The 23,407-nt window shown below is 59.1% G+C and carries 18 protein-coding genes; 6 read left to right on the top strand and 12 right to left on the bottom strand.

Going from position 1 to position 23,407, the window contains the following annotated elements:
* Nucleotides 1-222 precede the first annotated feature (222 nt).
* The 4 genes from HY298_14010 to HY298_13995 are packed head-to-tail and all read right to left on the bottom strand — an operon-like array spanning nt 223 to nt 5,321.
* On the bottom strand, nt 223-2,451 hold the full coding sequence (locus tag HY298_14010; protein ID MBI3851372.1) for a hypothetical protein: 2,229 nt from the start codon (nt 2,449-2,451) through the stop codon (nt 223-225).
* A 37-nt stretch (nt 2,452-2,488) separates the two neighbouring features.
* Nucleotides 2,489-3,343 (bottom strand): prepilin-type N-terminal cleavage/methylation domain-containing protein, encoded by an 855-nt coding sequence (locus tag HY298_14005; GenBank protein ID MBI3851371.1) that lies wholly within the window; start codon nt 3,341-3,343, stop codon nt 2,489-2,491.
* A complete protein-coding gene (locus tag HY298_14000) occupies nt 3,340-4,770 on the bottom strand; it encodes a FecR domain-containing protein (GenBank protein MBI3851370.1) in 1,431 nt (476 codons plus the stop codon). The genes HY298_14005 and HY298_14000 overlap by 4 nt, the downstream gene beginning before the upstream one ends.
* Nucleotides 4,767-5,321 carry a sigma-70 family RNA polymerase sigma factor gene (locus tag HY298_13995; protein MBI3851369.1) on the bottom strand — a complete coding sequence of 185 codons (555 nt, stop codon included), beginning with the start codon at nt 5,319-5,321 and terminating at the stop codon, nt 4,767-4,769. Before HY298_13995 ends, HY298_14000 begins: the two co-directional genes overlap by 4 nt.
* On the opposite strand from HY298_13995, the gene HY298_13990 reads away from it, so the two are divergent.
* From HY298_13990 to HY298_13980, 3 genes are all read left to right on the top strand, one after another.
* Nucleotides 5,320-5,520, top strand: a complete 201-nt coding sequence (locus HY298_13990) for a hypothetical protein (GenBank protein ID MBI3851368.1) — start codon at nt 5,320-5,322, stop codon at nt 5,518-5,520. The genes HY298_13995 and HY298_13990 overlap by 2 nt on opposite strands.
* Before the next feature lie 83 nt (nt 5,521-5,603).
* A complete protein-coding gene (locus HY298_13985; protein MBI3851367.1) occupies nt 5,604-5,840 on the top strand; it encodes a DUF433 domain-containing protein in 237 nt (78 codons plus the stop codon).
* Nucleotides 5,837-6,022 (top strand): hypothetical protein, encoded by a 186-nt coding sequence (locus HY298_13980; GenBank protein ID MBI3851366.1) that lies wholly within the window; start codon nt 5,837-5,839, stop codon nt 6,020-6,022. The genes HY298_13985 and HY298_13980 overlap by 4 nt, the downstream gene beginning before the upstream one ends.
* Before the next feature lie 222 nt (nt 6,023-6,244).
* Here the strand turns inward: HY298_13980 and HY298_13975 are convergent, their stop codons facing one another.
* A complete protein-coding gene (locus tag HY298_13975) occupies nt 6,245-7,309 on the bottom strand; it encodes a hypothetical protein (protein MBI3851365.1) in 1,065 nt (354 codons plus the stop codon).
* Nucleotides 7,310-7,496: 187 nt separating this feature from the next.
* On the opposite strand from HY298_13975, the gene HY298_13970 reads away from it, so the two are divergent.
* Together HY298_13970 and HY298_13965 are read left to right on the top strand one after the other, a co-directional pair.
* Nucleotides 7,497-9,896: a glycoside hydrolase family 92 protein gene (locus tag HY298_13970; protein MBI3851364.1), complete on the top strand. Its 2,400-nt coding sequence runs from the start codon at nt 7,497-7,499 to the stop codon at nt 9,894-9,896.
* A 51-nt stretch (nt 9,897-9,947) separates the two neighbouring features.
* Nucleotides 9,948-11,480: an exo-alpha-sialidase gene (locus HY298_13965; protein MBI3851363.1), complete on the top strand. Its 1,533-nt coding sequence runs from the start codon at nt 9,948-9,950 to the stop codon at nt 11,478-11,480.
* Nucleotides 11,481-11,500: 20 nt separating this feature from the next.
* Here HY298_13965 and HY298_13960 read toward each other — a convergent pair whose 3' ends face one another.
* The 7 genes from HY298_13960 to HY298_13930 all read right to left on the bottom strand — a co-directional run bounded on the left by HY298_13960 (nt 11,501) and on the right by HY298_13930 (nt 21,995).
* Nucleotides 11,501-13,129, bottom strand: coding sequence for a hypothetical protein (locus tag HY298_13960; protein ID MBI3851362.1), 1,629 nt, complete (start codon nt 13,127-13,129; stop codon nt 11,501-11,503).
* Between the two features lie 60 nt (nt 13,130-13,189).
* Nucleotides 13,190-14,215, bottom strand: coding sequence for a hypothetical protein (locus HY298_13955; GenBank protein ID MBI3851361.1), 1,026 nt, complete (start codon nt 14,213-14,215; stop codon nt 13,190-13,192).
* 10 nt (nt 14,216-14,225) lie between these two features.
* Complete coding sequence (locus tag HY298_13950; GenBank protein ID MBI3851360.1) at nt 14,226-16,364, bottom strand: hypothetical protein; 2,139 nt, start codon at nt 16,362-16,364, stop codon at nt 14,226-14,228.
* Nucleotides 16,365-16,473: 109 nt separating this feature from the next.
* Nucleotides 16,474-16,644 (bottom strand): hypothetical protein, encoded by a 171-nt coding sequence (locus tag HY298_13945; GenBank protein ID MBI3851359.1) that lies wholly within the window; start codon nt 16,642-16,644, stop codon nt 16,474-16,476.
* Between the two features lie 10 nt (nt 16,645-16,654).
* On the bottom strand, nt 16,655-17,656 hold the full coding sequence (locus HY298_13940) for a hypothetical protein (protein ID MBI3851358.1): 1,002 nt from the start codon (nt 17,654-17,656) through the stop codon (nt 16,655-16,657).
* Between the two features lie 3 nt (nt 17,657-17,659).
* Nucleotides 17,660-19,339 carry a hypothetical protein gene (locus tag HY298_13935; protein MBI3851357.1) on the bottom strand — a complete coding sequence of 560 codons (1,680 nt, stop codon included), beginning with the start codon at nt 19,337-19,339 and terminating at the stop codon, nt 17,660-17,662.
* A gap of 31 nt (nt 19,340-19,370) precedes the next feature.
* Nucleotides 19,371-21,995 (bottom strand): DUF4838 domain-containing protein, encoded by a 2,625-nt coding sequence (locus HY298_13930; GenBank protein ID MBI3851356.1) that lies wholly within the window; start codon nt 21,993-21,995, stop codon nt 19,371-19,373.
* A gap of 120 nt (nt 21,996-22,115) precedes the next feature.
* Between HY298_13930 and HY298_13925 the strand changes: the two genes are divergently transcribed.
* Entirely contained in the window at nt 22,116-23,330 is a 1,215-nt protein-coding gene (locus HY298_13925) for an exo-alpha-sialidase (protein ID MBI3851355.1), read from the top strand.
* Nucleotides 23,331-23,407: the final 77 nt, after the last annotated feature.

Genomic DNA, 23,407 nt, shown 5'->3' with positions numbered 1-23,407 from the left:
GCCGCCCTCAAACCGGGTGAGTTTGTGGAAATGCCCCTGTAACAACTGGCGGCTATTATCGGTGCCGGCGAACCTGATCACGGACGGCCAACTGAAGCTGACTCTTGACCTGCCCACTGACGAAGCCCATCTCAACTGGCGACAGCAATCTCGCGTCAGCGAAGTCTGGTTGTTGAAGGACTAATACCGTTCTCGATGGGTTTCCCAAGTGCTGGATCATTTTCATTGCTGCTTGAGCCGATAAAACCGTTGACCGGGAGACGGGGAAAACGTGACTTCATAATGAAGGTTGGTGAAGTTGAGCGCTGGAGCTGTCGCAACGTCCGTCCAGTTCGTGGTGGTCAAATCGGAGTTCTCTTGCAGCGCAAAGCTTATCGAGGGCACGAGCCAGGAGAGGCCGAGGCTGCCGCCCAAAGGAGAAATGCCTAACCGGGGTGACGGGAACACCGGGGGTGGCAGGGGGAGCTGCAAGGTATAAATGAAGCCGCTCTGCGCCACGGCCACCAGTTTGCCCCCGTCCGCCGAGCAGGCGACGGAAGACCAGTTTTCACCGGGCGCACCGGCCTGTATCCAGGTCGCCCCCGAGTTTGTCGAAATGTAAATCCCACCGGACGAGCCGGCCGCGACCAGTTGCGTCCCATCCGCCGAGGAAGCGACGTGCGACCAATTGTTCCTCGGAGCAGTTGTCTGCGTCCAGGTCGCACCTGAATCGCCTGAGGTGTAGATCGGCCTGGCGTAGTAAAAGGCGCCCGCTACTACCAATTTGCTCCCATCCGCCGAGCAGGCGACGGACGACCAATTGTACGTCGGCACGCTGTTCGACATCCAGGTCGCCCCCGAGTTCGTAGAGGTGTAAATCAAGCCATAACCGGCCGCCGCCAATTTGCTTCCATCTGCGGAAGAGGCTACGGACGACAAATAGTCATCGTAGTTCATCGGCACACTGTTCGACATCCAGGTCGCCCCCGAGTTCGTAGAGGTGTAAATCGAGCCGTAGTCGCTATCTGCCGCCACCAGTTTAGTGCCATCCGATGAAGAAGCGACGGACGACCAACAATTACTGGGAGCGGTGTTCTGGCTCCAGGTCACCCCTAAGTTCGTCGAGGTGTAAATAGCGCTGCGTAAAGGAGAAAAGGGAAGGCAACGCCCTGCTACCGCCACGATTTTGGTTGCATCCGCCGAACAGGCGACCGACCTCCAAGCGTTACTCGGCGCAGTGGTCCGCATCCAAGTTTCCCCAGAATCCGTCGAGGTGTAGATCGGGCCGAGATTGCCCCCAGCCGTGCCCGCCGCCGCAATCAGTTTTGTTCCGTCGGCCGAGCCGGCAACGGAGCTCCACTCTGGACCGGGCGGGGTCGTCAATCTCCACGGTCCCGAATAAGACGAGGTATAAATACCATTGTAAGAACGCGCCACGAGCTTGCTTCCATCCGCCGAGGAGGCGACGGCGAGCGGGCCCAAGCCGGCGGTTTGTTCCCATGTCGCCCCAAAGTTAGTCGAGGCGTAAATTCCACCGGAGTGATACACCGCTCCGTCATAATAACGTTGAGCCCCCGCCACGATTTTGCTTCCATCTGCCGAACAGGCGATGGACGACCAATTGGTAGTCGGCGCGGTCGTCTGCGTCCAAGTGGCGCCCCAGTTCGTCGAGATGTAAAGCCCGCCGTAGCCGAAATCAAGGCTGCTAGCCGCGAGCAGTTTGGTGCCATCCGCCGACGAAGCGACGGACGAGCAAGCATCAACTAGCCCCGCGACCTGCCAGGTCGCGCCTGAATCCGCAGAAGTGTAAATCCCTGGAACGTCATAATCCAGAGCGACGAGTTTGGTTCCATCCGCCGAGCAGGCGACCGAGGACCAATACGTCTCGGGTAGAGGCATCCGCCTCCAGGTGACGCCCGAATTTGTGGAAGTGTAAACCCAACCGTCCCCAAAACCTGATGCCGCAATCAGCTTGGTTCCATCCGCCGAACAGGCGATCGCCGACCAGTAGTTGCTAGGCGCACTTGTTTGGGTCCAAGTCGCTCCCGAATCTACCGAGAGATAAATCGGGCCGGGACCGGGAGCGTTAGGCCAGGCGATGGACGGTTGCCCGGTGGCCGCTACGATTCGGCTTCCATCGGCGGAACAAGCAACGCATGACCAATAGTTACTCGGCGAGCCGGTCGCCGTCCAAGTCAGACCTGAGTCGGCTGATATAAAAACGGGCTCCAGAACGAGCTCGCCCGCTGATTGGGGGTCACACCCTAAGCAGTCGTAGCCGGCGGCTACCAGCATCATCCCGTCGGCCGAACAGGCGACGGAAGTCCAGGGCAAGGTATAGGCGGACCGGGAAGGCGCTGCGGTCGGCGTCCAGTTTTGAGCCACAGCGAGATTCACAGCGGTGAAGAGGCCAACAAGGCCGGCCACCAGCGAGACCGAATGTTTTGAGATGATGTCTGATCGTCTTTTCATTTTACTGTTCCTTTCTGTTGCTGCGCTCCTGTCACGTTCACGGCGTGTGGGGGATGCCCTGCTGAAGCCGCCTCACGTCCTTTGCATCCTCGGGGTCAGTGATGTCCACCCCACCGGTGTCACCGTAGCGGGTGAGGGTGCGATGGAAGCGCCAGCGGTAATGCTCAACGTGGCCATCCGCAAAGGACAGGTTGGCGCCGTTGTTGTGCCGGTAGGCCGGATAGGAGCGCCAGAATAAGTCCGGATTCGATGCATAGGACGGATTGCCGATGATGAAAACGCCGTCATCAATGGTCATCTCGTGTTCGTCAATGAACACCCAAGCCTTGGTCGGTGGGGCATCTACAATTTGTGTGATTTTCCGCTTATTGAACGGGGTGCGGTTTACGTCATCCGCATTAGTCCCATCCACGAGGTCGCAGTTCAACCAGAGTTGCATCGAGTAACTGCGGGTGCGCGGCAGCCCGGACTGCTTGTGCACCGCGGACTTGTCAGCCGGACAATGATAGACGCCGGCGGAGCCGATGTGTCGAAACAATGACCCGGCTTCGAGGTTCGCCGTGTTGGTGTCGAGGTAGGCGTTGCCGAGGACCCAAGGCACGCGCTGGTCGAGCGCCACGTTAACCTGGCCGAACTGGACCTTGCGCGAGATGTTCAGCGGCAGGTTGTCGTTGTTGTCGTGGACGTACATGATCCAGGCGGTCTGAAGTTGCTTGAGGTTGTTGAGGCAGGAGAGCGATTGGGCCTGGGCTTTGGATTTGGCCAGCGTTGGCAGCAGCAAGGCAGCCAGGATCGCGATGATGGCGACGACGACGAGAAGCTCGATGAGGGTGAAGGCGCGAGCCATTTCGGATTTCGGATTTCGGATTTCGGATTTGAATCTGGTCTTCATTTTTGACCTTTCGGTTTCGGTATGAACGGCGAGAGGAACTCGCCGGGGATGACTTGGCGTGCGCGGCCCGGTCCTTGCCAGGCCACAGCGAGGTGGTCCTCTCGATTCGTGCCCTGTTTTTGCATTACTTCGACATAGTATTTCCGGCCGGCGATGAGCGTAATCGGTGAAGTTTGCTGTCCCGGAATCCTCGTCCATTCATGGAGCGCGGTGGCGTTTGCGTAGGCAATTTGCTGCCGCTTTTGCAGGTCATCGTCCGGGCTGAGGAAGAACTGGCCGCCGTCACCAGCGGCGATCCAAAAGGTGTATTCGCCAGTCGTCGGCGGATGCAGGTAGCCGCGCAGGCGCGCGCCGTAATTGGTGCCCCAGTGGCTCGGAGTCTCGAATTTGTCGAGATAGTCGCGGCCACTGGGGTGGTCGGGAAAGTCCCGGTGCTTGGTGAGAAAGTCCATGAAATACTCCCCGGGCACGTTGGTCCAATACTCGCGCAGGATGCTGCCGGTGAGCGGTTGGGCGAGCAGTTCGTAATTGGCTGCCACAACGGCGTATTGTCCGGCAGTGACCTTGGTGGACGAACCGTCGCTCGAACGCGTGAACTGCACTTTGCCCTCTGAGACTTCGAGACGCGTGGCATTGGCCGTCGTCAGCAAAGAAAATTTTGTTCCCAGGACGCGCGCCTCGGCCTGTGGCGTCGTGAAGATCATCGGGTGGAATGGGCGTTGACGGGCGACGGAGGCTCTGATCTTACCCGAAGCCAGAAGGTAACGCTTACCGTGCGCGAGCGAAATCAGTTTTAACTCCGTACCCGCAGTTAATTCAAACCGCGTCCGTTCCACGCCGAAGGTGATGGTTGCTGAAGCGTTGGTTCCCAAACGCACAACGTCGCCGGATCGGAGACTCATCCCTTTAGCGGTGGGAATAAACTCCGTCCCGCGCTCAATGGAAGCATCCATGCCTTTCACCTCGGCAATTACCGGTTGGCCCATCGTCGGACCGAAGAGCCAGACGCCCAGACTGAGCAGCAGTATCACACTCGCGGCGAAAGCCAGCATTGTCGGTCGGGCAAGCTTGGGCAGCGGCCAACGCCACGGGAAAATTTCCGCAAACCACCTCAGTTTGCCGGCATGACTCATTGATGGCGTAATCGTGCGGGTACGCGTCCAAGGCGGCAGCGGCGCGGTTTCGAGTTGTTGCATCACACCGCGTTCGACGGACGCGCCAAGCTCCGAGCGTAATCGGGTCAGCGTTGGCCCGGCGAGATCCAGCGTCTCACGCTGGCCACGCAGAGCGACTTCGATTTCAAGCAGCCTCGTGTGCGGAGCGGCCGCCTCACTCTGCGTGGCCAGCAACACTTCCAATTCGCTGGCCTCGACATCGGTCAGGACGTCATCGGCCAGCTTGATAGTGAGTTCTTCGAGGCGCGTCATGGTTGGGCGAGTTGTTTCTGGATGCAGTCGCGCAGCGCGAGGCGAATGCGCGCGAGTTGCTGACGGGTGGCTTCAACCGTGCGGCCGATTTGGGCGGCAATCTGGCCGAAGTCCCGCGCTTGACGGTAGCGAAGATTCACGAGTTTCGCGGCGTCAGCCGGGAGCTTCTGTTCGCAGCCGACTAGTGCTTCGGCAAGCCGATCCTCAGTATCGGCGGCAGACGGGTCGTCGCAAACCGAGAGGAGGTGGCGGCGGTAGAGTTCGAGGCGTCGATCTTCCCGCCATCGCGTACGAAGTTCGTGGCGCACAAGATTGCGGGCGATCTCTTTGAGCCAGCGGGCAAAATCGCGGCCCGGCTCGAAGCGGTCGAGGTGACGATAGGCGTTGACGAAGGTCTGCTGAACCAGGTCCTCGGTCTTCTGCGTGTCGAGCAGCATGGCCGCGACTACCCGCCAGACGTCCTGCTGATACGCTTGGACGAGTCCCGCGAAGGCGTCCAGTTCGCCGCTCAAGACTAGACCGATGAGTCGTTCGGTTTCGACCGCATTCATGGCTTCAACTCCCATTATGCCGCCGGGGACGAAATCCAACACAATTTTTTTGGAGCTGTTCGATTGGTCAGGTTACGCAAGCCGGACCAATCGAAATGCGGCAAAATGGTTTTTGACTTTCGACCCGCTGCCGGATGAAGCGCATCTCAACTGGCGCCAGCAATCGCGCGTCAGCGAAGTGTGGTTGTTGAAGCACTGAATGCGAAGGGCGCCGAACGATGGAGCGATTCAGTCGGTGGCCAACACCATCGGCGATCGGTGCATCTGATAGATTGAAGCCGGATGAAATCAGCGCCGACATACAATTTTCCACCGGAGGTTCCCATCTGGGTTGACCCGGAACGGTTGAGTGGCACACCCTGCTTCAAAGGCACGCGCGTGCCGGTGGATAGCCTGTTTAACAATCTGGAAAGCGGCCTTAGCCTTGATGAATACTTGGATTGTTTTCCCGACGTGACGCGCGAACAAGCCGTCGCAGTTTTGGAATACGCTCACAAGACGGCGCTGCAAGCCGCATGAAAGTCCTGTTGGATGCGTGTGTCCCGCGACCATTGCGCCAGTTTCTTCCCGATCATACCGTGCACACCGCGCAGGAACTGGGCTGGGGACAATTGAAGAACGGTGAATTGCTTCAAGCAGTCGAGCCGCAATTCGACGCGTTCCTCACCAGCGATCAAAACCGCCGCCCTCAAACCGGGTGAGTTTGTGGAAATGCCCCTGTAACAACTGGCGGCTATTATCGGTGCCGGCGAACCTGATCACGGACGGCCAACTGAAGCTGACTCTTGACCTGCCCACTGACGAAGCCCATCTCAACTGGCGCCAGCAATCCCGCGTCAGCGAAGTGTGGTCGTTGAAGGATTAGATAAAACCTATTGGATGCGCCTCAACATTCCCAGATCCGGCGCGATGGAGTTTTGAGATCAACTTTTGCTCTTCCGCCGGCCAACCACCAGTTGAACTTCTCGCATGGCGGGATGCGGATGATCGGGAAAGCTCACTTGAATCCTGGGAGTGAAAGGGTCGTTGATGAGCTTCACAATCGTGCCGGAATACGGACCGTAATAGATGACCTTGCCGACGCTGCACTCCGAAATCGAGAATGGCTGGTCCGGCAGGTAGTCGAGAAAAGCAGAACGTTGCTGGACCACCGCGCGGGTTTTTGCAGATTGACCTTTTGCCTCCCCGTTTTCCTCTGCTTCGGGAAGTCCATAACTTTTTCGAGTGATCAACTCTATGTGGGGTTCTGGAGCCGGCAGAAGCGGCAGTGACCGGGCGGCCAGAGAAACCTGATCCCGCAGCCCATTACGCGGAGTTGTCGGGCGGGGCTTGATTTCGGGCCGCGTTCCGTTGGTTGTAAGATTCCTCGGAGTAGAAAGCGCACTTCCGTTTCTTGCAGGAGACTGGCGGTGAACCTTGGGAATAAGGCGGGGCTGCTCGCGGGTTTCGACAGACTCACCATTGCCGTTGGGAACTTTCCCAATCAGACACGATCGCAACCTCTCCAGATCAGCCGGGTTGACGCGCAACCTCTTGGTCAGATCAATATACCCTTCGAGTTTTCCCTTCTCGCACCGTGCCTTGAGCGTGGCGTCCTTGACGGTCGTGATCGCGCTGGCTTCTTGAAGCGTTGGCCAGCCGAACAGCGCATACTTGTGCAACTCCGCGAGATGCATCGCCAAATCACAAGGAATGTAATTCGTTCTGCCGACCGTCTGCACCTCGATGTGTTCGCGACGAAATCTGGCATTCAACGTGGTCGGTTTGACGCCGAGCAGTTTGGAGAGGTCGGGGACGGAAATGGACGATCCTCTGTGCTCCTCAATTTCCGAGACTACCCGCTCGTAGGCACCGGGGCTTCTCACCATCGCGTCGGAACAAGTGAACGCGTCACGACACCGATAGATTGGGCCGGCGGCGGCTCGGGATGATTCCCAACCCCGTTCCCCGCTGCCCGGGTGACGCTCAATGCTGGCGTGTTGTGTCATAGGGCACCGTTTCCACGACATCCTAAGCCGGCCCGTTCCTTTGGGAACTGTGCGTCTCACCGCACACCCTTGTTTTTTGTGAACCGCATCGAATACCCCCGTTCAAGACCGCCGCAAGTTCTAGCGGACTCAGTTACGGTTAACGCTTGGGAATAGAACCGGTCTGCCTTAACATCAGGCCAAGATTATGACCGATGACGACAAACGAACTCCTGCGCCCTCCGCCCGCGACACGAGAAAAACGCCTCGATGGAAGCGGCTGCTCAAGTTTGCGCTCAGCTTCGTCTTGGTCGTTGTGTTGGCGTGCGCGGCATTTGTCGGCGCGTTGCTTTCCAAATATAACCGCGTCGTTGGCGCGGAGCCGGGCCGCTTGCAGACAACAGTTCAACCCAAGGAACTCGGGCGATGGGTGAATCCTTTCATCGGCACGGGCGGCTATCCGTGGGTCTGCGGTCATAACTTTCCTGGCGCGATGGTGCCGTTCGGGATGGTCCGCCTTGGCCCGGAGACGGTCTCCATGTTGGTCGGCAAACGGGCGCTGAACACCTCCGGCTACTACTATGGCGATGATCAAATCCTTGGCTTCAGTCACACGCGGTTGGTGGGAACGGGTGCGACCGATGGCGGACATTTCCTCGTGATGCCAGCGGTCGAACCGGTTCAACCCAAGACCTACCGCCAGGGCCAAACCACGAACTTTTCGCACAGTGAGGAACTTGCTTCGCCCGGTTACTACGTGGTCAAGCTCCCGAAAATCGGAACGCTGGTCGAACTCACCGCCACGCCGCGCGTGGGCTTGCATCGTTACACGTTCACCCCGGGCAAGACGCCGCATCTTGTTCTCGACGTGATGAACGCTTTGGGCGGTCGCAAGAGCAGCGAAGGAAAAGTGCGCGTGCTGCCCGCGGCCAAAGAGGTCGAGGGCGCGGTGCGGACGTTCGGAACTTTTGCCGCAAGATACGGTGGGATCAAGGTGTACTTTGTCGCGCGGTTCAGCCAACCATTCGCTTCCTTCGGCACCTGGCAAAACGGAACAGTTTTTCCTAACCAGACAATGGCCGAGGGCGATGGCATCGCTGTCGATCTGGGGTTTGCGGCCGCGAGCCGGCCGCAAGTCGTCACACTCAAGCTGGCAATTTCTTACGTGAGTATCGAAAACGCACGGGCCAATCTGGAGACGGAAGCCGGCGCCAAGGACTTCGACGAGATTCTGGCCGAAGCCCAGCGCGCGTGGGAAGAGAAGTTGTCTTTGGTCAAGATTCAAGGCGGCACGGAAAAACAGAGGAGGATTCTCTATACCGCGCTTTACCGTGTGTTCCAGATGCCCACCGTCTTCAACGACGCGAATGGCGAGTACCTGGGCTTCGACCGGAAGGTTCACAAGACGACGAACTTCCAGTATTTCACCGACCTTTCCATCTGGGACACGTTTCGCACGGTGCATCCGCTCTACACGTTGATCGCGCCGACGGATCAGCGGGACATGGTGGTGTCGCTCGTGAAAATGCTCGAGCAAGGCGGCTGGCTGCCGCGCTGGCCGTCGGGACACGGCTACTCAAATTCCATGCTGGGCACGCCCGCCGACATCGTGATCGCGGACACGTATCTGAAGGGCATCCGCGACTTCGACGTGGAGAAGGCGTATGCGGCGATGAAGCAGACTGCGCTGGCGCCCACGCCACCGGGCGCGGCCTTTTCGGGCCGGCAAGGCGTGCAGTATTATTTGCAGTACGGTTATTGCGCGGCGGGTTTGGTGGAGCGATCCGTCTCGCGAACGCTGGAGTTTGCTTGGGCGGATCACGCGATTTCGTTGCTGGCGGAATCGCTCGGCCATCACGAGGACGCAGTGCTCTTTCGCGAGCACGCGCAGTTCTATCGGAATCTTTGGAACACCAACACCCAGTACTTCCAACCGCGCGATGCGCAAGGGAAATTTTTCGAGCCGTTCAAGCCGCTGCTCCTGACTTACCTGGATCCCGGAGGCAAGTTCACGAAGGATTACGTCGAGGGCACCGCGTTGCAATGGCGTTGGGCGGCGCCGTTCGATGCGGAAGGCATGATCGCATTGTTCAAGAGTCGCGAATACTTCGTCGAGGAACTCAACGATTTCTTCGCCAAGTCCGATCCGACCATGGGCGCGCGGAGTCCCGGCTCTTACTACTGGCACGGCAATGAACCCGATCTTCCCGCGGCCTATCTGTTCAATTTCGCTGGCCGGCCAGACCTCACACAAAAGTGGGCGCGCTGGATCATGGACAACAAATACGGCGAGAGTTATGACGGGCTGGACGGCAACGATGACGCCGGAACACTCTCGGCCTGGTATGTTTTCAGCGCGCTGGGTTTCTATCCGATTGCCGGTTCAGACAAATACGAGCTCGGTGCGCCGTTGTTCGAGAAGGCGGAAGTGAAGTTGAAGAACAAACCGCTCGTGATCATCGCCGAGAACTTTGCGCCAGACCATCGCTACGTGAAGAAAGTGTGGTTGAATGACGTGCTGCTCGATCGCACCTGGATCAGGCACGTGGAGATCGAACGGGGCGGCGTGCTGCGGTTTGAGATGAGCGCCGACCCACTGGGACAGTGAAAGCATAATGCCATTGCAAGGTTGCTGGTTCTCGCTCAAATGTTTCCCGGTATGCGTAAATTGTTTGCTCTGGTCGTTCTGCTTTTCGGGCTGACTCGCTCGGCCTTGGCATTGGAAATCGGCGACCGCGTCGGGCCGGTTGAACTTCGCGCCCTCGATGGTCGTTTGCTGACGATGACCAATTATGCTGAACGGCGCGGAACAATGGCCGTGTTCTTGTCCGCCCGTTCCGTTGCCACGAATTCGGAAACGCAAATTCTCGGCGACTTGGGATCACGGCTTCGTCAGCGCGGCATCCTGTTCGTCGGGATTTTTCCAAATGCGGAAGAGACAGTGGAAGAAGTGCGACGATTCGCACAGCTCGCGGGACTTCTCTTTCCAATTTATCGCGACCCGGAACAAAAAGCCGCCAGACAGTTCGGCGCGAAAGTCACGCCCGAAGCCTTTCTACTGGATGCGAGCGGAGCGCTCATTTATCACGGCGCCATCGGGAGCACCAACCAAGCTGGTCTGGTGACTTCGCTTTCCGAGTTTCTGGAACGCCAGCCGGTGAAGGTCAGCCACGTGCCGGCCAGGGGAATTCCAATTGGCCAGCCGCAACCAAAGCGCGAGACGGATGATCCATTCGGCTCGGTGGCATTCGCTTCAGAATTGATCTTTGAGAAAATTCCTGATGCGCCGGCGCATCATTGCTCGACCATCGCCGAGGCGGCCAACGGCGATTTGCTGGTGGTGTGGTACGGCGGCAGTTTCGAGTCAGCAGATGACCAGACGCTTTTTCTGTCGCGACGGAAAAAGGGCGAGCGGACTTGGAGCCAGCCGGAAGTGTTGATCCGCAATTCTGCTCAGCCGCCCGGTAACGCCGTGGTGTTCCGCGCCGGCGGCAAGCGTATTTGCATTGTGTGGTGCCGGATGGAAGCGTCGCGCCCGCTGCGCCGCGGCGGTGGTTGGGGCCAGACGCGATTGTTTTATCGCCTGTCAGAGGACGATGGCATTACGTGGGGACAGGACAAACCGTTCCTCGGCGGTGTGCACGAAGGGTTACGAAACGTGCCGATTACGCTGGCGAATGGCGACCTTTTGCTGCCGCTGGCTCACAGCTTTGCGCGGACCAGGGACAGCGGCGCGACTTGGGAGCAGTTGGGCGCCGTCAACGCCGGCGGCCAGCCCACCGTGATCGAACGCGCCGACGGCTCGCTGCTGACACTCTTGCGGAAAGGCCCGCGCATCCTGCAATCCGAATCGCGCGACGCCGGACGGACCTGGAGTCCTACGACGGCGACGGAATTGAAAAACCCGGATGCCGGCATCGCCATGACCCGTCTTCGCAACGGGCACGTCGTGTTGATTTTCAACGACAGTGGCATGGCGCGCACGCCGTTGAACATCGCCCGCTCCCTCGACGAAGGACGGACCTGGGAGACGCCGCTGGCGCTGGAGTCAAACCCCGGTGAGTATTCGTATCCCAGTGTGATCCAAACCTCGGATGGCAAGATCCACGCCACCTACACGTTTCGACGATACGCGATCAAGCATGTGGAGTTGGATGAGAACTGGTTGATCCATTTGCACCGGCCGAATTGATCTCTCCACTCGCAGATGTTTCAGCGAGGCATAATCCGAAGTTCCACCCAGACGGTTTTCTGCTCCGGGTCGCCGGGGAGTTGTTTGATGCGGATTTCGTTGTAGCCCGCACGCAGTGAGTCCGTGGCGCAGCGATGCTGAACGGCGCGGGCGACACCCGAAAACAGGGTCAAGTCGGCGAGGTCGGGAGTGGACGCGCACCTCTCGCCATTGATGGTGATTTCAAACTTGCTCTGCGCCATTCCGTCGGCTTGCGGCAACCCGGCGACGACAAATGCGTCGGCCTTCTTAGGAGCGGGGCCAAGGTAGATTCGGAATGTGCCACCCTTGAATCCGTCCACTGGAAGTATCACGCCACTCGACATGCCGGGGGCGACGGTGTCGCGATAGGTGACCACGTGTCGACGTGGCTTCTTGCTGATGGTTTTGAGATTCAGCCCTTCTTCAAGCAGCGTTCGGTAGGCGTCCTTGCCGCCAGTCATCGGGCCGGGATCCATGTAGTTGAAAAGATAGATGCTGTCCGCGCCGCGATGCAGACAAGCGGCGGCGAATCCACGCGTGGACGTGATGTCCGTTTCGATGGGCTTTGCCGCTGGATACGCACGCACAAGAATTTCCGCGCCCGCGGCCAGCACGATATTCTTCGCGGCGGTGCCGATTCTTTCGCGCCACAATTCGATCGGGATGTCAAAATCCGTCGTGGCCCAGAATGGCGTTGGCACGAGCATGTCCACCAAGCCTTCACGAACCCAGGTGACACCATCCATGCCCAAACCTTTTGCCGCGTCCGGGAGCGTCGGCACACGGGCGCCGAGCTTGATGGGATGGCCGCGCTTCGCCGACCACTGTCGCGTCAAGCTGCGCACGTCGCGCATGAATTGATTCAAGATCGCCACACCCTCCACTTCTTTGCCGGGTCGGAAATGATAGCCGAACCGCATCCAGTCGAGTTCGAGGCCGTCGGGATCGTAGCGTTCGAGCAACTCGCGGACGTAAGCCATCGCGTGTTCGCGCACTTCGGGGATGCCGAAATCCAGCGCGCGGTCCGTCCACCCCTTGCCGCCGGGCACGCGCCAGTATTCGGGATGTTTCCGCCAGAACGAGCTGTGGATGTAATTGTCCACGTCATCCACGTTGTGAACATCATTCATCCGCATGGACAGCCACGGCGAAATTTTTTTCTCACGGCAGCGGGCGATCCACAGCGCGTATGGGTCGAGGCCGCGTTCATCCAGCAACCGGGCGTTCTCGCACCATTTCTTCGCGAACTCATCCTGCGGCGGTTTCTGGCCGTCCTGCAACTCCCAGATCGCGTCCCGCACCTTGCTGCGATGGCTGGCCTTCATCGCGTTGGGACAGAGAAAAAGATGCGACACCGCGGTGTTCGCATATTGATCAACGAACTCGTGAAGTCCTTCGATGCTCATCTGCTCCGCCGAACGCGAACCAAAAAAATGGCTATCATCTTCGTTAAGGACGAGCGTGGGCGCTTTGCTCCGTACTTCGCTCCAACCGGAAATGGGGAAACACAGCAGCGCCCCCGCGGACACAATCACCACCGCTTTCTTCACGGAGAGATTCTTGGCAAGGGCGTGGTCGTTGTCGCTCACGCACGAATCCTGAAGACCAAGCTTTTTGGCGTCAAACATGGAAAATCAATAATCCGATTAGCACTAAGCTCCTGGCGGCGTAGCGGGGCGTGCAGTAACTCACGCGCGATACATCGCTATAATGTTTTCCGGCGACACATCCGGCTGGAAAAAATGCGCCGGGCCGAGGATGTAACCGCCGCCGGCCCCAAGCAATTCGCAGTAGCGTCGGGCCTCCGCTGTGACCTGGTTGGGCGCGCCGTGCGGCAGCAAGTGCTGCATATCAATCCCACCGTGAAAACTGAGTTGCCGGCCATACGCCGCCTTCAAAGTCCCGGGCTGCATGTCCTGGCCCACGGGTTGTATCGGATCGAGCACGTCCACGCCCAGTTCAATCAACCGCGGGATAAAAGCGTTGATCGCGCCGCAACTGTGAAACAGCACACGTCCGCGCAGTGCATGGATTCGGTCAATCATCTCCTTGAGATAGGGCGCGACGAATCGCTCGAACATTGGCCGCGAGATGAGCGGACCCCGCTGGCTGCCGAGGTCACTGATGAGCAGGTAAAGATCGATGCGCCCATCTGTGATCTCCGCCGCGCGAGTGTAATCCTCCACGTAGAAATCGGTGAACTTGCGGCAAAGGAAGTGAACCCAATCCGGCCGCTCCGCCATGTCAACGAACATGCCTTCCCAGCCTCGCACCAAGGCGGGCCGCTGCCAGACATCCGCAAAGCCGTAGAGCAGCGCCCGCTGTTGGTGATGGCGACACTGTTCCCGAAGGAGCGACCGGTCGATGCAATCCGGTGTGGGCCAGTCGAGCGCTTCCAGTTTGGCAAAAGATGACGCATCGGCCAACGCCCCTGGCGCATCCTCGCGCATCGGTCCCCACGGCGTATCTTTATACACAAACCGCTCGCCCCAGAAGTTCTGGTAGATGCCGCCGCCAATCGGGCGCTCGGGTGTCGGCGGCGCGTCCAGATGGGCGATGTCAACGCCCAAGTCCTCCATCAAACGATCACTGTCCGAGTGCCCGAGGTGTTGGAACAACCGATTCAGCGCGGGCGGCTCGGCCCAGAAATCGCGGGGCGTCCGGTCCGGTTGCTGGTGCGCCAGCGCCGTCAACACGCGTTCGCGGGAAGTCATGGCAGCCGATTTATGGCCCCTTGCGCAGTCGGAAAAAAGTATTTGTGTTGCCGAGCGGGATATTGACGGTATTCAGTTCGCCCTCTTGAAGGATGGTGGGCTGCGGACTGAGGTCGGAAAAGCTTACCGGCGAAAGGCTGCCCGAGGATTGAATGATCTCAGAGTAGATCGTCGCCGGCCAGGAGAGGACGACAGCGTTGCCGGACTGGGCGATGCCTAGAAGCGGCCGGCCTTCCAATTCAAAGACCTTGCCCTCGAGCGCACCGAGAAGCAGTTTTTTGCCGTCAACGGTCGCATCGAAACCGAAGTACTGCAGGCCGGTGTAGCCGGTGGCCGCATCCAGTTGCGCTTTGGTGTAAGTCGTGTAGAGCGGGCCGAGCGTGGTGGCGTTGGTCATTTTATAAATGAAAACGCCGTTGTCGGTTGTCTGCACGTAAAGGTAGCCATCCCGCTCGACCACCGTCCACAGGCCGAAACTGCCCGATCCGGTCAGAATGCCCAGGTTCCCCAGCAATGTCTCTGCGCCGGTGGCCAGGTTGAGGGCGTAGAAGTTCGGGTTCGTGTTTTGCCCGGCATCACCGTAGTAAGCGTAGCCGCGGAACACGTCGCCCACACGCACGTTGCGAATGCGGGCGCTCACGCTGGTGGTAATGTAGCCGTTGGCATTCCAGGTGGTGTTGAGTGTCGCCGAAAACGGCTCGGCGACCACGTCGGCCAGGTACAGCTTATTGCGGTTTCCGGACGTGTAGATCGCGTAGATGATGGTGTCGTCATCCACCCAATCGAAAGCATCCACGGTCAAGGTGTCTGGCGAGTCGATGGTGACGGGATTGTTTCCGTCGAAATCGTAGCGCGCAAAGGTCGTGGTGGAAGCGGCGGCGCTGCTCGACCCGATCATGTAGGTCTTGCGGTTGGCGCCGCGGAAAGGCGCGACCATCCGGTGTTCCAACAGGAGATCGGCACTGTTGTTGACGAGCACCTCGGCCGTGTTGGAGCCTGAAGGATAGCGGCCGAAACAAGGGGTATTGATCTGGTTGGCGAAAATCTTGTCGTCGAACACGCGCGGGTTATACATGGTGCTGGCTCCAATGCTCAGGTCGGCGCTGGGCTGCACCATCACACGCAGTTGCAATTCTTCTGCCAGGTAGGGCAAGCCCGGGCCGCCTAGCTCATATACTTTGCCCTGCAGGTCGCCCAAGAGCAGCTTCCTGCCCTGGGAGGTTACATCCAAGCCGAAATACTGCAGGCCGGTGTAGCCGGTGACGGCGTCCAGTTCGGCTTTGGTATAAGTCGCATACAAAGGGCCGAGCGTGGTGGCGCTGGTCATCTGATAAACGTAAACGCCGTTGTCCGTCGTCTGCACGTAAAGATAGCCGCCCCGTTCAACCACGGTCCACAGGCCGAAGCTGCCCGATCCGGTCAGAAGGCCCAAGTTCCCCAGCAGAGTCTCCGTGCCGGTGGCAAGATCAAGAGCGTAAAAGTTCGGATTTGTGTTTTGGCCGGCATCTCCGTAATAGGCATAACCGCTGTAAACTTCGCCCACGCGGACATTGCGAATTCGGGTACTCACGCTTGTAGTGATGTAGCCGTTGGCGTTCCAGGTGGTCTTGGCCGTCACCGAGAACGGCTCTGCAACAACCGTCGCCAGGTACAACCGCTTGCGATTCCCGGACGTATAATCCGCGTAGATGATCGTGTTGTCATCGACCCAATCAAATGAATCGGCGATTTGAGTATCGGGCGTGTTGGTGCTGACCGGATTGGTTCCGTCATAATTATACCGGGTGAAGGTGGTCGTGGACACAATGGCACTGCTGGACCCGATCAGGTATATCGAACGGTTGGTACCGCGGAACGGCGCCACCATGCGATGTTCCAATGAAGTATTGGCACTGTTATTGACGAGTATCTCCGGCGTCGTGGAGCCGATCGGATACCGGCCGAAACACGGGGTGTTGATCTGGTTGGCGTAGATCTTCCCGTCAAAGAACCGCGGATTGTACATGGTGCTGGCGCCAATGCCCAGGTCCAGGCTGGGCTGCACGGTCGCACGCAGCCGCAATTGCTCCGACAGGTAGGGGGCGGCGTGAGTCAACGAAGCGACCAAACAGGCGGCTCCAAGGAGAAGGTGCTTAATGAGTGTCTTCATGTTCGTGTTCGAGTTCAGGGTGGATGGCGGTTAAGCGTTGCGGCTTTCTGGGACCGCCGTAAACCCAGAAGCAGCGGGAATGAACTGCGGTTTGCTGATGACGCGTTCATCATTCCATGGAATTAAAAGGCATTCGAGCAGCGTCCTTCAGAATAGCAAGCCTATTTTGTAAGCCAATGCGCCGTTTGCTATTGGCCATCCACAAAACCACCCCGGCTTCGGCGCGTGGATGATCGACCGGGAAATCCACTTGTCCGCTGTGGCTCGTTGATTCGAGCATGCAGAATATTTCATTTCCGGCGAATCAGTGTAGGCGTGAGTTTCCAGACATCGTTCATCAGCGGCCAGGAGTTGCCCGCGACCACCCAGAGACTGTTCGCATGGACGTAAGCCGTCACTTCGTGTCGCGGAGAAAATTTCGTCTTCGTGTCGAGGCGGTGCCATTTGATGCCGTCTTCCGTCCACCACGCGTCATCGAAGTTCGCGCGATGCACGTTGTCGAAGCCGCCGATGATCCAGAGCCGGTCGGCATAAACGATCGGGACAAACCACATCCGCGGCAACCACGGCGCATGTTCGACAACGCGAGTCCAGTCAGCGCCGTCGGAGGAGCACCACACGTCATTGAAGGTGGTGAATTCCGGATATACCATTTCCCGTGGCGTGTTGGTCTTCTCCACGGCGCCGCCTATGACCCAGAGCTTGCCTTTGAAAGCGACGGCTGCTGAGGCGAAACGCGATCCATACGGCGCGTGCGCCGCCAAGCATTTCCAAGTCACGCCATTCGTGGTGCTCCAGACATCCTCGCCGCTGCCGAGTTGCCACATCATGCCATCATGCACGACAAGTTCGCCGTAGCTGCGGACGCCGAAGGGCGTCTTCTCCGCGATTTGCTTCCAGTTCACACCGTCCGCCGAATTCCGCACGCTCTGTTTCACCGCCCAAATTTTTCCGGCATAAACCGTCATCTCCGCGTAGCCGTCGTAAGGCGCGTTGGTGGTGATCAACTTCCACGTGATGCCGTCGATCGAGGACCAAAGATCGCGGACGAGAATGCCGCCGTTAAGGTAGCCATTGCTCAACCACATCTTCCCGCCGAAGACGACACCCTCCGCCGTGTCGCGCGGGCTGAACTGAGTGTGCTCCGTGACGCGCTCCCAGTCGGCAGCAGGAAACTCGGCAGCGGTCGTTGCACAAACGGTGCAACTCTCAAGGACAGCGAGCGCAAGCAAAGATAGCCAATGCATCCGCAGTGCGCTTGCGAGCGCAAACAACCTGTTCCTGCTTTTCATGGCTCAATTCTGATTGTTCCGCGCCAGCGGATCCTCGAACCGTCGCGAAGTCGCATACACATGGACTTCGCGGGGTCCTATTCCATCGTTGAAACTGCGTTTGGCCACCAATTGCTCCTCCAAGGAGTAAAGCCGATGCAACGTTCGCCCGTTGAGTTTCGCCGGCAGGTTTTCAATCGAGAAACCGAGGCCGTCACCGGTCTCGTTCACAACCAGCAAAACGAAATCATCGTCCACGCGGCGCAATGAGCAGAGGATTCCCTTGCCGTCAATCGAGCCGTAGGTTTCGGCCTGGCGAACTGACGGCGACTTTAGCGGCAGAGCGACGAGCGCCGGTTCGAGCGCCCGAAGTTCGCGTGCGACCCGGAGCAATTCCCGCCACATCCGCGGGCGTCCGCTTGCAGCCGAGCCGTCATCCTCTACGGGTTTCATGTATGCCGTGCCCCAATAGAGAATGGCGTTCGCGCCATGAATGATCGCGTCGTAAGCCATGAAACGAGATTCGGCCCAGGTCGGTCGCCGACCGATGCCGACGGCGGTTTCCTTTTCGTTGGGCTTCTCCTTCAAGTCGCGCCAGCCGAAACCCTGGAGCACCATCGCGCAGGTTTTTCCGGGCGCGGCCTGGCGCATCCGTTCCGTGTACGCCCCAACCGAGGTCAGCCCCAGGTCCAACAGATCGCTGTGCCCGACCATCAAATTTGCCGGAGCCGGATAAATGTCGCAGCCAGCCATGTCCACCGCGCGATTGTAAAGGCGCAGGTCGGCGACCGAATTTCGGGGCGCGTGGTTCAACCAGATGACGTGAGCGGAATCCAGTTCTCGCAGCGCCCGGATGCCGGCAGTAATTCCCTCGCCACTCCTGCGCACACGGGCGGGAGCGTCGTCAATGCGGACACTAGGATTCGGCGATGGCTGACCCGCTTTGCGCCAGAACTCGGTCCGCACTTTCTCAAAGTCAGCATAAAGGCCGCGCTCGAACAAATCCCGGGCGCGGCGGCTTAACGCTTCGAGTTCGGCCTTGCCTTCCGCCGCCTTGCGCATCGTTTCAAGTTCCGGACGGATCTGCTCCATGGTCCCCCACCAATTGTTCCAGAGGATTTCGTCCGGCCCTTCCCAGACCAGCAGAGCGGGATGACCCGACACACGTTTAACCAGCGCGGTGAGCTGCGCTCGCCGATGGGTGTCGTCCTGGCTCAAGTCCAGCGCGCCCCCAACGTTCACCCACGCCCTGGCGCCGAGGCGCTGCACGCGGTCCAGATCGGCAACTTCAGGCGCGCATTGAATCAGGTTGAACCCGGACTCGACTGCTTCCTTGAGGACTGCGTCATCTTTCGGGTTCTCGTAAAGGCCGAGAATGAAACGCAGGTGGCCGTGGACCATCAGCATCCGTTCTTTGCTTAACAACGCGGCTGACCCTCCGGAGGCGGAAATCACCGAGAGTGATGTGGCGGCAAGAACGATTGCCACGAGAGTGAGTACATTCCTGCGGCCCAAGAACTCGCCATCGGAGCGCGGACAGCCTTGTCCGCGCGAACCGGTACATGGAAACTCGCGGACAAGGCTGTCCGCGCTCCTGCCCATCGGTTCACGATCCTGTTGCGCGGTTTTGGAATGGTCAAGGTTCCCCACGAGCCGGTTGAAATACACGAAGCGATCCGATAACCGCGTTAGTTGGTTCTTCATGATTTCCCTCACGGAGTAAGTTCGGTTTTGGTCAACGGTTGCGCTTGGGCGCTTCCCTGAGATAACGCACTTCGTAGGCGAAACGCGCGCGTTCTCCTTTTTCCAACGACACAGTTTTCGAGATCATTTCGAGATTGATCTGCTGCCGCGAGGGATTCCAAAAGAGTCCGAGCCCGCTGAAGTCGGCGGGATCGAAGCGCTGTTCCACACCGAACTTGGCCTGATGATTGAAGTAGGCGAAGGCCCCGCCGCCGACGGCATTCTTGATCACGTCCATTTGCTGGTCGGTCGGCATCGCCTCGCGCCATTGGCGGTTGGCGTGCGTCCAATCCGATTGCCTGACGTAAATGGCCAGCACGCGGGGATCATCGGACATCGTGGCGGTGTCGTATTCCGGATGCACGAGGAAATCGAACCTGCGCGGCGCGTCCGCAGTCATCGTGGTCTCGAAGCGGACCGCGTCGTCCGTCAGGGAAATGGTGCGCTGGATGCGGGCACCGTCTTTCGTCGTCAATGACAAGACGGCCCTGGTCGGTTCGGCCTGAACATCGAACGCCCTAATGTTTTCGGCGATGGGTCCCTCGCCTTGGCGCACCCATTCCTCGTGACGGAAGCGATTGAACGACCGCGGGGCGCGAACCACATTGCGACCGGTGGGTTTGTACGTCATCTCCACCACCTTCGCATTGCTCTCCGGCAGCACCACCACGCGCCAGGATTCGTTTTCCAAACTGACGGCCTTCAACCCGTTGTGCAGTCCGCGCATCGCGCCGAGGAATTTCTCCGTCGAGACGTGTTCGTCATCCATCGTGGCGCCGAAACGCGTGCACAACGCCGCGTAACGATCCAACAGGCCAGGATCGAATCCTTCAAGGTCGGGGTGGCAGACGGCATTGCGATAAACCAAGCGCATGCTCGACGCACTCACCGCGGCACGATACGCGCAGAGCGAAGCCTTCTCGATGCGAGCGCGCACGGCATCCGACTTCGCCAGCAACAATGCCTCCTCGAAGTACCCCATGATGCGTCGCGCGGACTCCGGCGTGATGCACAACGACGACTCCGTTGGGAAACAGGTGGGATGCACTCCCGATTTGCCGACGAGGTTGTGATAGTACTTCAGGTAGGCCAGGATCGGCCCGGCGGCTTCAGCGTAATGGAGCCGGCAAAATTCCTCCGCCTCCTTCCAACTATCGCGACCGGGCTTCCAGAGACAACGCGCCATGACATAGTTGCGTAGATCGCTGAGTTCGGTGGAAAAGCCGTTGCCCGCCGCCTGCATGAACACGCCCTGGCCGTTGTTCTTCGCAAAAAAGGAAACGCTCCGGCCGATGCTGCGCAAGTTGGGGAACGGGAGGAGGTAGCCCTTGAAGTTGGTGTTGTAGTGCCAGATGAAGACGTTGTTCGCGATCTTCTTCCAGCCCGCCATGTCCGCGCAGAACGAGCGGTTCAACGGACACGCTGGATCATCGATGGCGTGGAAATCGCAGCACTCGATGCTGCACAACTGGATCATCACGTTGCGGCGCGGCTTGAGAATCTTGGGCGGTTTGCGGGTGTACTGATAGGCGAAAGTGCTGATGAACACGTCGGGGTTGGTTTTCTCGATGCGCTCGGCAACCGCGTTGACGAAGGCGAGCGTCGCCCCGGCGTGCGATTCCTCCCGCGCGTCAATCTCCGCGCAGCGCGCGCAGGTGCAAAAACTCTCATTGTCCATTTGCGCGATGTTGAGGTTGCGGGCGGTCGGATTTTTTCTGATCTCCTCGAGCACGGCATTCACGACGACGTTGATCAACTCCGGATTGCTCATGCACAACTGTGGTCCGCCGCCACCCATCTCCAGTTTCCGCTCGCCGGCCACCAGCGCGTAATACTCCGGGTGCGCCTTGCCGTATTTCGCCGGGGGCACGAGGTAGGCGACGTTGTGATTGACCAACCGGAAACCCGTGCGCCCGCCGAGCTTTGGATCATCGCTCACCGTGTTGACTCTCAAGCGCGCGGCGAATTCTGGGTGCCGGCTGTTCTCGCCGTAATACGACCAGCGGAAGGCGAACGTTGGATTCACGACGCGAACGCCGACCGGAATTTTCCGTTGCGCCGCGTCCGGCGGAAAATAGGTGTCATCGAATGTCAGGAACCGCACGCCGCACAACTCCTCGAAGAATTCATAGACGCCGTAGAGGGTGCCGCGCGGTCGCCCGCCGTCAATACACACCCCCTTCGGTCCAACGCGAATCCGCAACGCTTCCTCGCCCAAATCGCCACCATCCGCCGTTTGGCCGGCATGCGCGACCGCGTCCTGACCGACGAAGACCGCGGCTTGGTTTGCCGCCATAGATTCCACCACGGGCAGCAACGCGCCGGTCATGCCTTTGAACAATCGCTGAAACTCTGTCGCGGCGTAGCGTTCGGATTCCGTAGCGGCGGAATCACAAACAATTTTCCACGCGGTCATCGCCGCTGGCGTGATGGCGCCTTTCTCCGCTGACGACTTTTGAACAATGCGACCGGTGGGTCGGACCGCATCGGTCACAGTCGGCGCGGCGGTGACGGCTGGTTGGAAACCTGGTTTCAACAGGCACAGCGTCACCAATAATGACAGATGTTTTCGCTTCGCGAGGATGAACGGCATGAAGAGGCAGCGCTGGGTTTTCACAGCGGAAGTGTGAAGACCGGTTCCTGCGGCGTCAAAGCTAGAAACGTCTCTTTCGGAGTCGCGAAACGGTGCACTTTTTGTTTCGGCAACGGGCAATTTCTGTCAGGGTTAGCCGGCAATATGAAAAAGTGTTTTGTGGTTTTCAGGCTTGTCGTGCTCATCGGCGGCAGTACGTTCGCTGCGGAGTCGCCTCTTTACGAGTCCGAATGGATCTTTGACCCGGTGGTCGAAAGTCATGGCCATGTCCACGCCTCGTGCGTTGTCGAAACTCCCCGTCGAAATCTGCTGGCCGTCTGGTACGAGAACGGGCCGGCCCTGGGCACCAACTTTTATCAGGGCGATCAGGACAAAAGTGACAATGTGCGGATTGGCGGTGCGCGGCGAAGAAAAGGCAGGTCGGCGTGGGAGAAGCCGTTTGTCATGTCCGACACGTTCGGCCTTTCGGACAACAACCCGGCGCTGGTCATCGATCAGCAGAAGCGGCTCTGGTTGTTTCACGCAACGTTGCTCGCGGTGCCGATTCGTTCCTGGGAAAGCAGCCTGTTGTGGTACAAAGTTTCCTCCGATTATGAAGGTGCAGCACACCCTCGCTGGGAACGCGAAAACATTCTGGTGCCGCGCCCGCCCGACCTCGATGAAGCGGTGACCCGCCTCACCGAACAGCTTCGCAACCGCGCCAGCGAGAACAGCCGGCTGATGGCTTTCTCTGATATTCTGAAGGGCCGGCTCAAAGACCCCTTCGCGCGCCGCCTCGGTTGGATGCCACGGGTTCATCCTTTGATTCTGCGCGATGGCACACTGTTGCTGCCTCTGGCCAACGAAAATTTCAGTGTCGCTGCCATGGCCATGACCCGCGACGGCGGCGAAACCTGGACCACTTCCCACGTCGTCCCCGGCGGTGGCGTTGAGCAGCCCAGCGTGGTTCGACTGAAGGACGGTCGGTTGGTCGCTTACCTTCGCGACGCCGGCGGCACGCACCGCATCCGGCGCAGCGAATCGGGTGACGGCGGCATAACCTGGACGGAAATCACCAACACCGATCTGCCCAATCCCGGTGCCGGCATCGAGGCCGTGATGCTCCGCAACTGCCACCTCATGATGATTTACAACGACAAAGAGGGTGGCCCGCGCGACTGCCTGGCGGTTTCAATCTCCACCGACGAGGGAAAATCCTGGCGCTGGAAACGGCACCTGGAGAACCAAGCCGGCGGGCGATTTGACTACCCCTCGCTCATCCAGTCGCGTGATGGTTCGCTGCACGCAACCTACAGCTTCAACTTGAAAACCATCAAGCACGCCCATTTCAACGAAGCCTGGGTCGAACAAGGCGATTGAGCCACGCGAGTTAATCGCACCTTGGTCGATGGCGGTTTCGAGTTGAAACGTCGCGCTCAAACCATAATGTTGCGTCC

The sequence above is a fragment of the Verrucomicrobiota bacterium genome, assembly GCA_016200005.1.
Classification (GTDB): domain Bacteria; phylum Verrucomicrobiota; class Verrucomicrobiia; order Limisphaerales; family PALSA-1396; genus PALSA-1396.
Note: the sequence above shows the minus strand (reverse complement) of the source record. Positions and strands in the feature narration are given on the sequence as shown.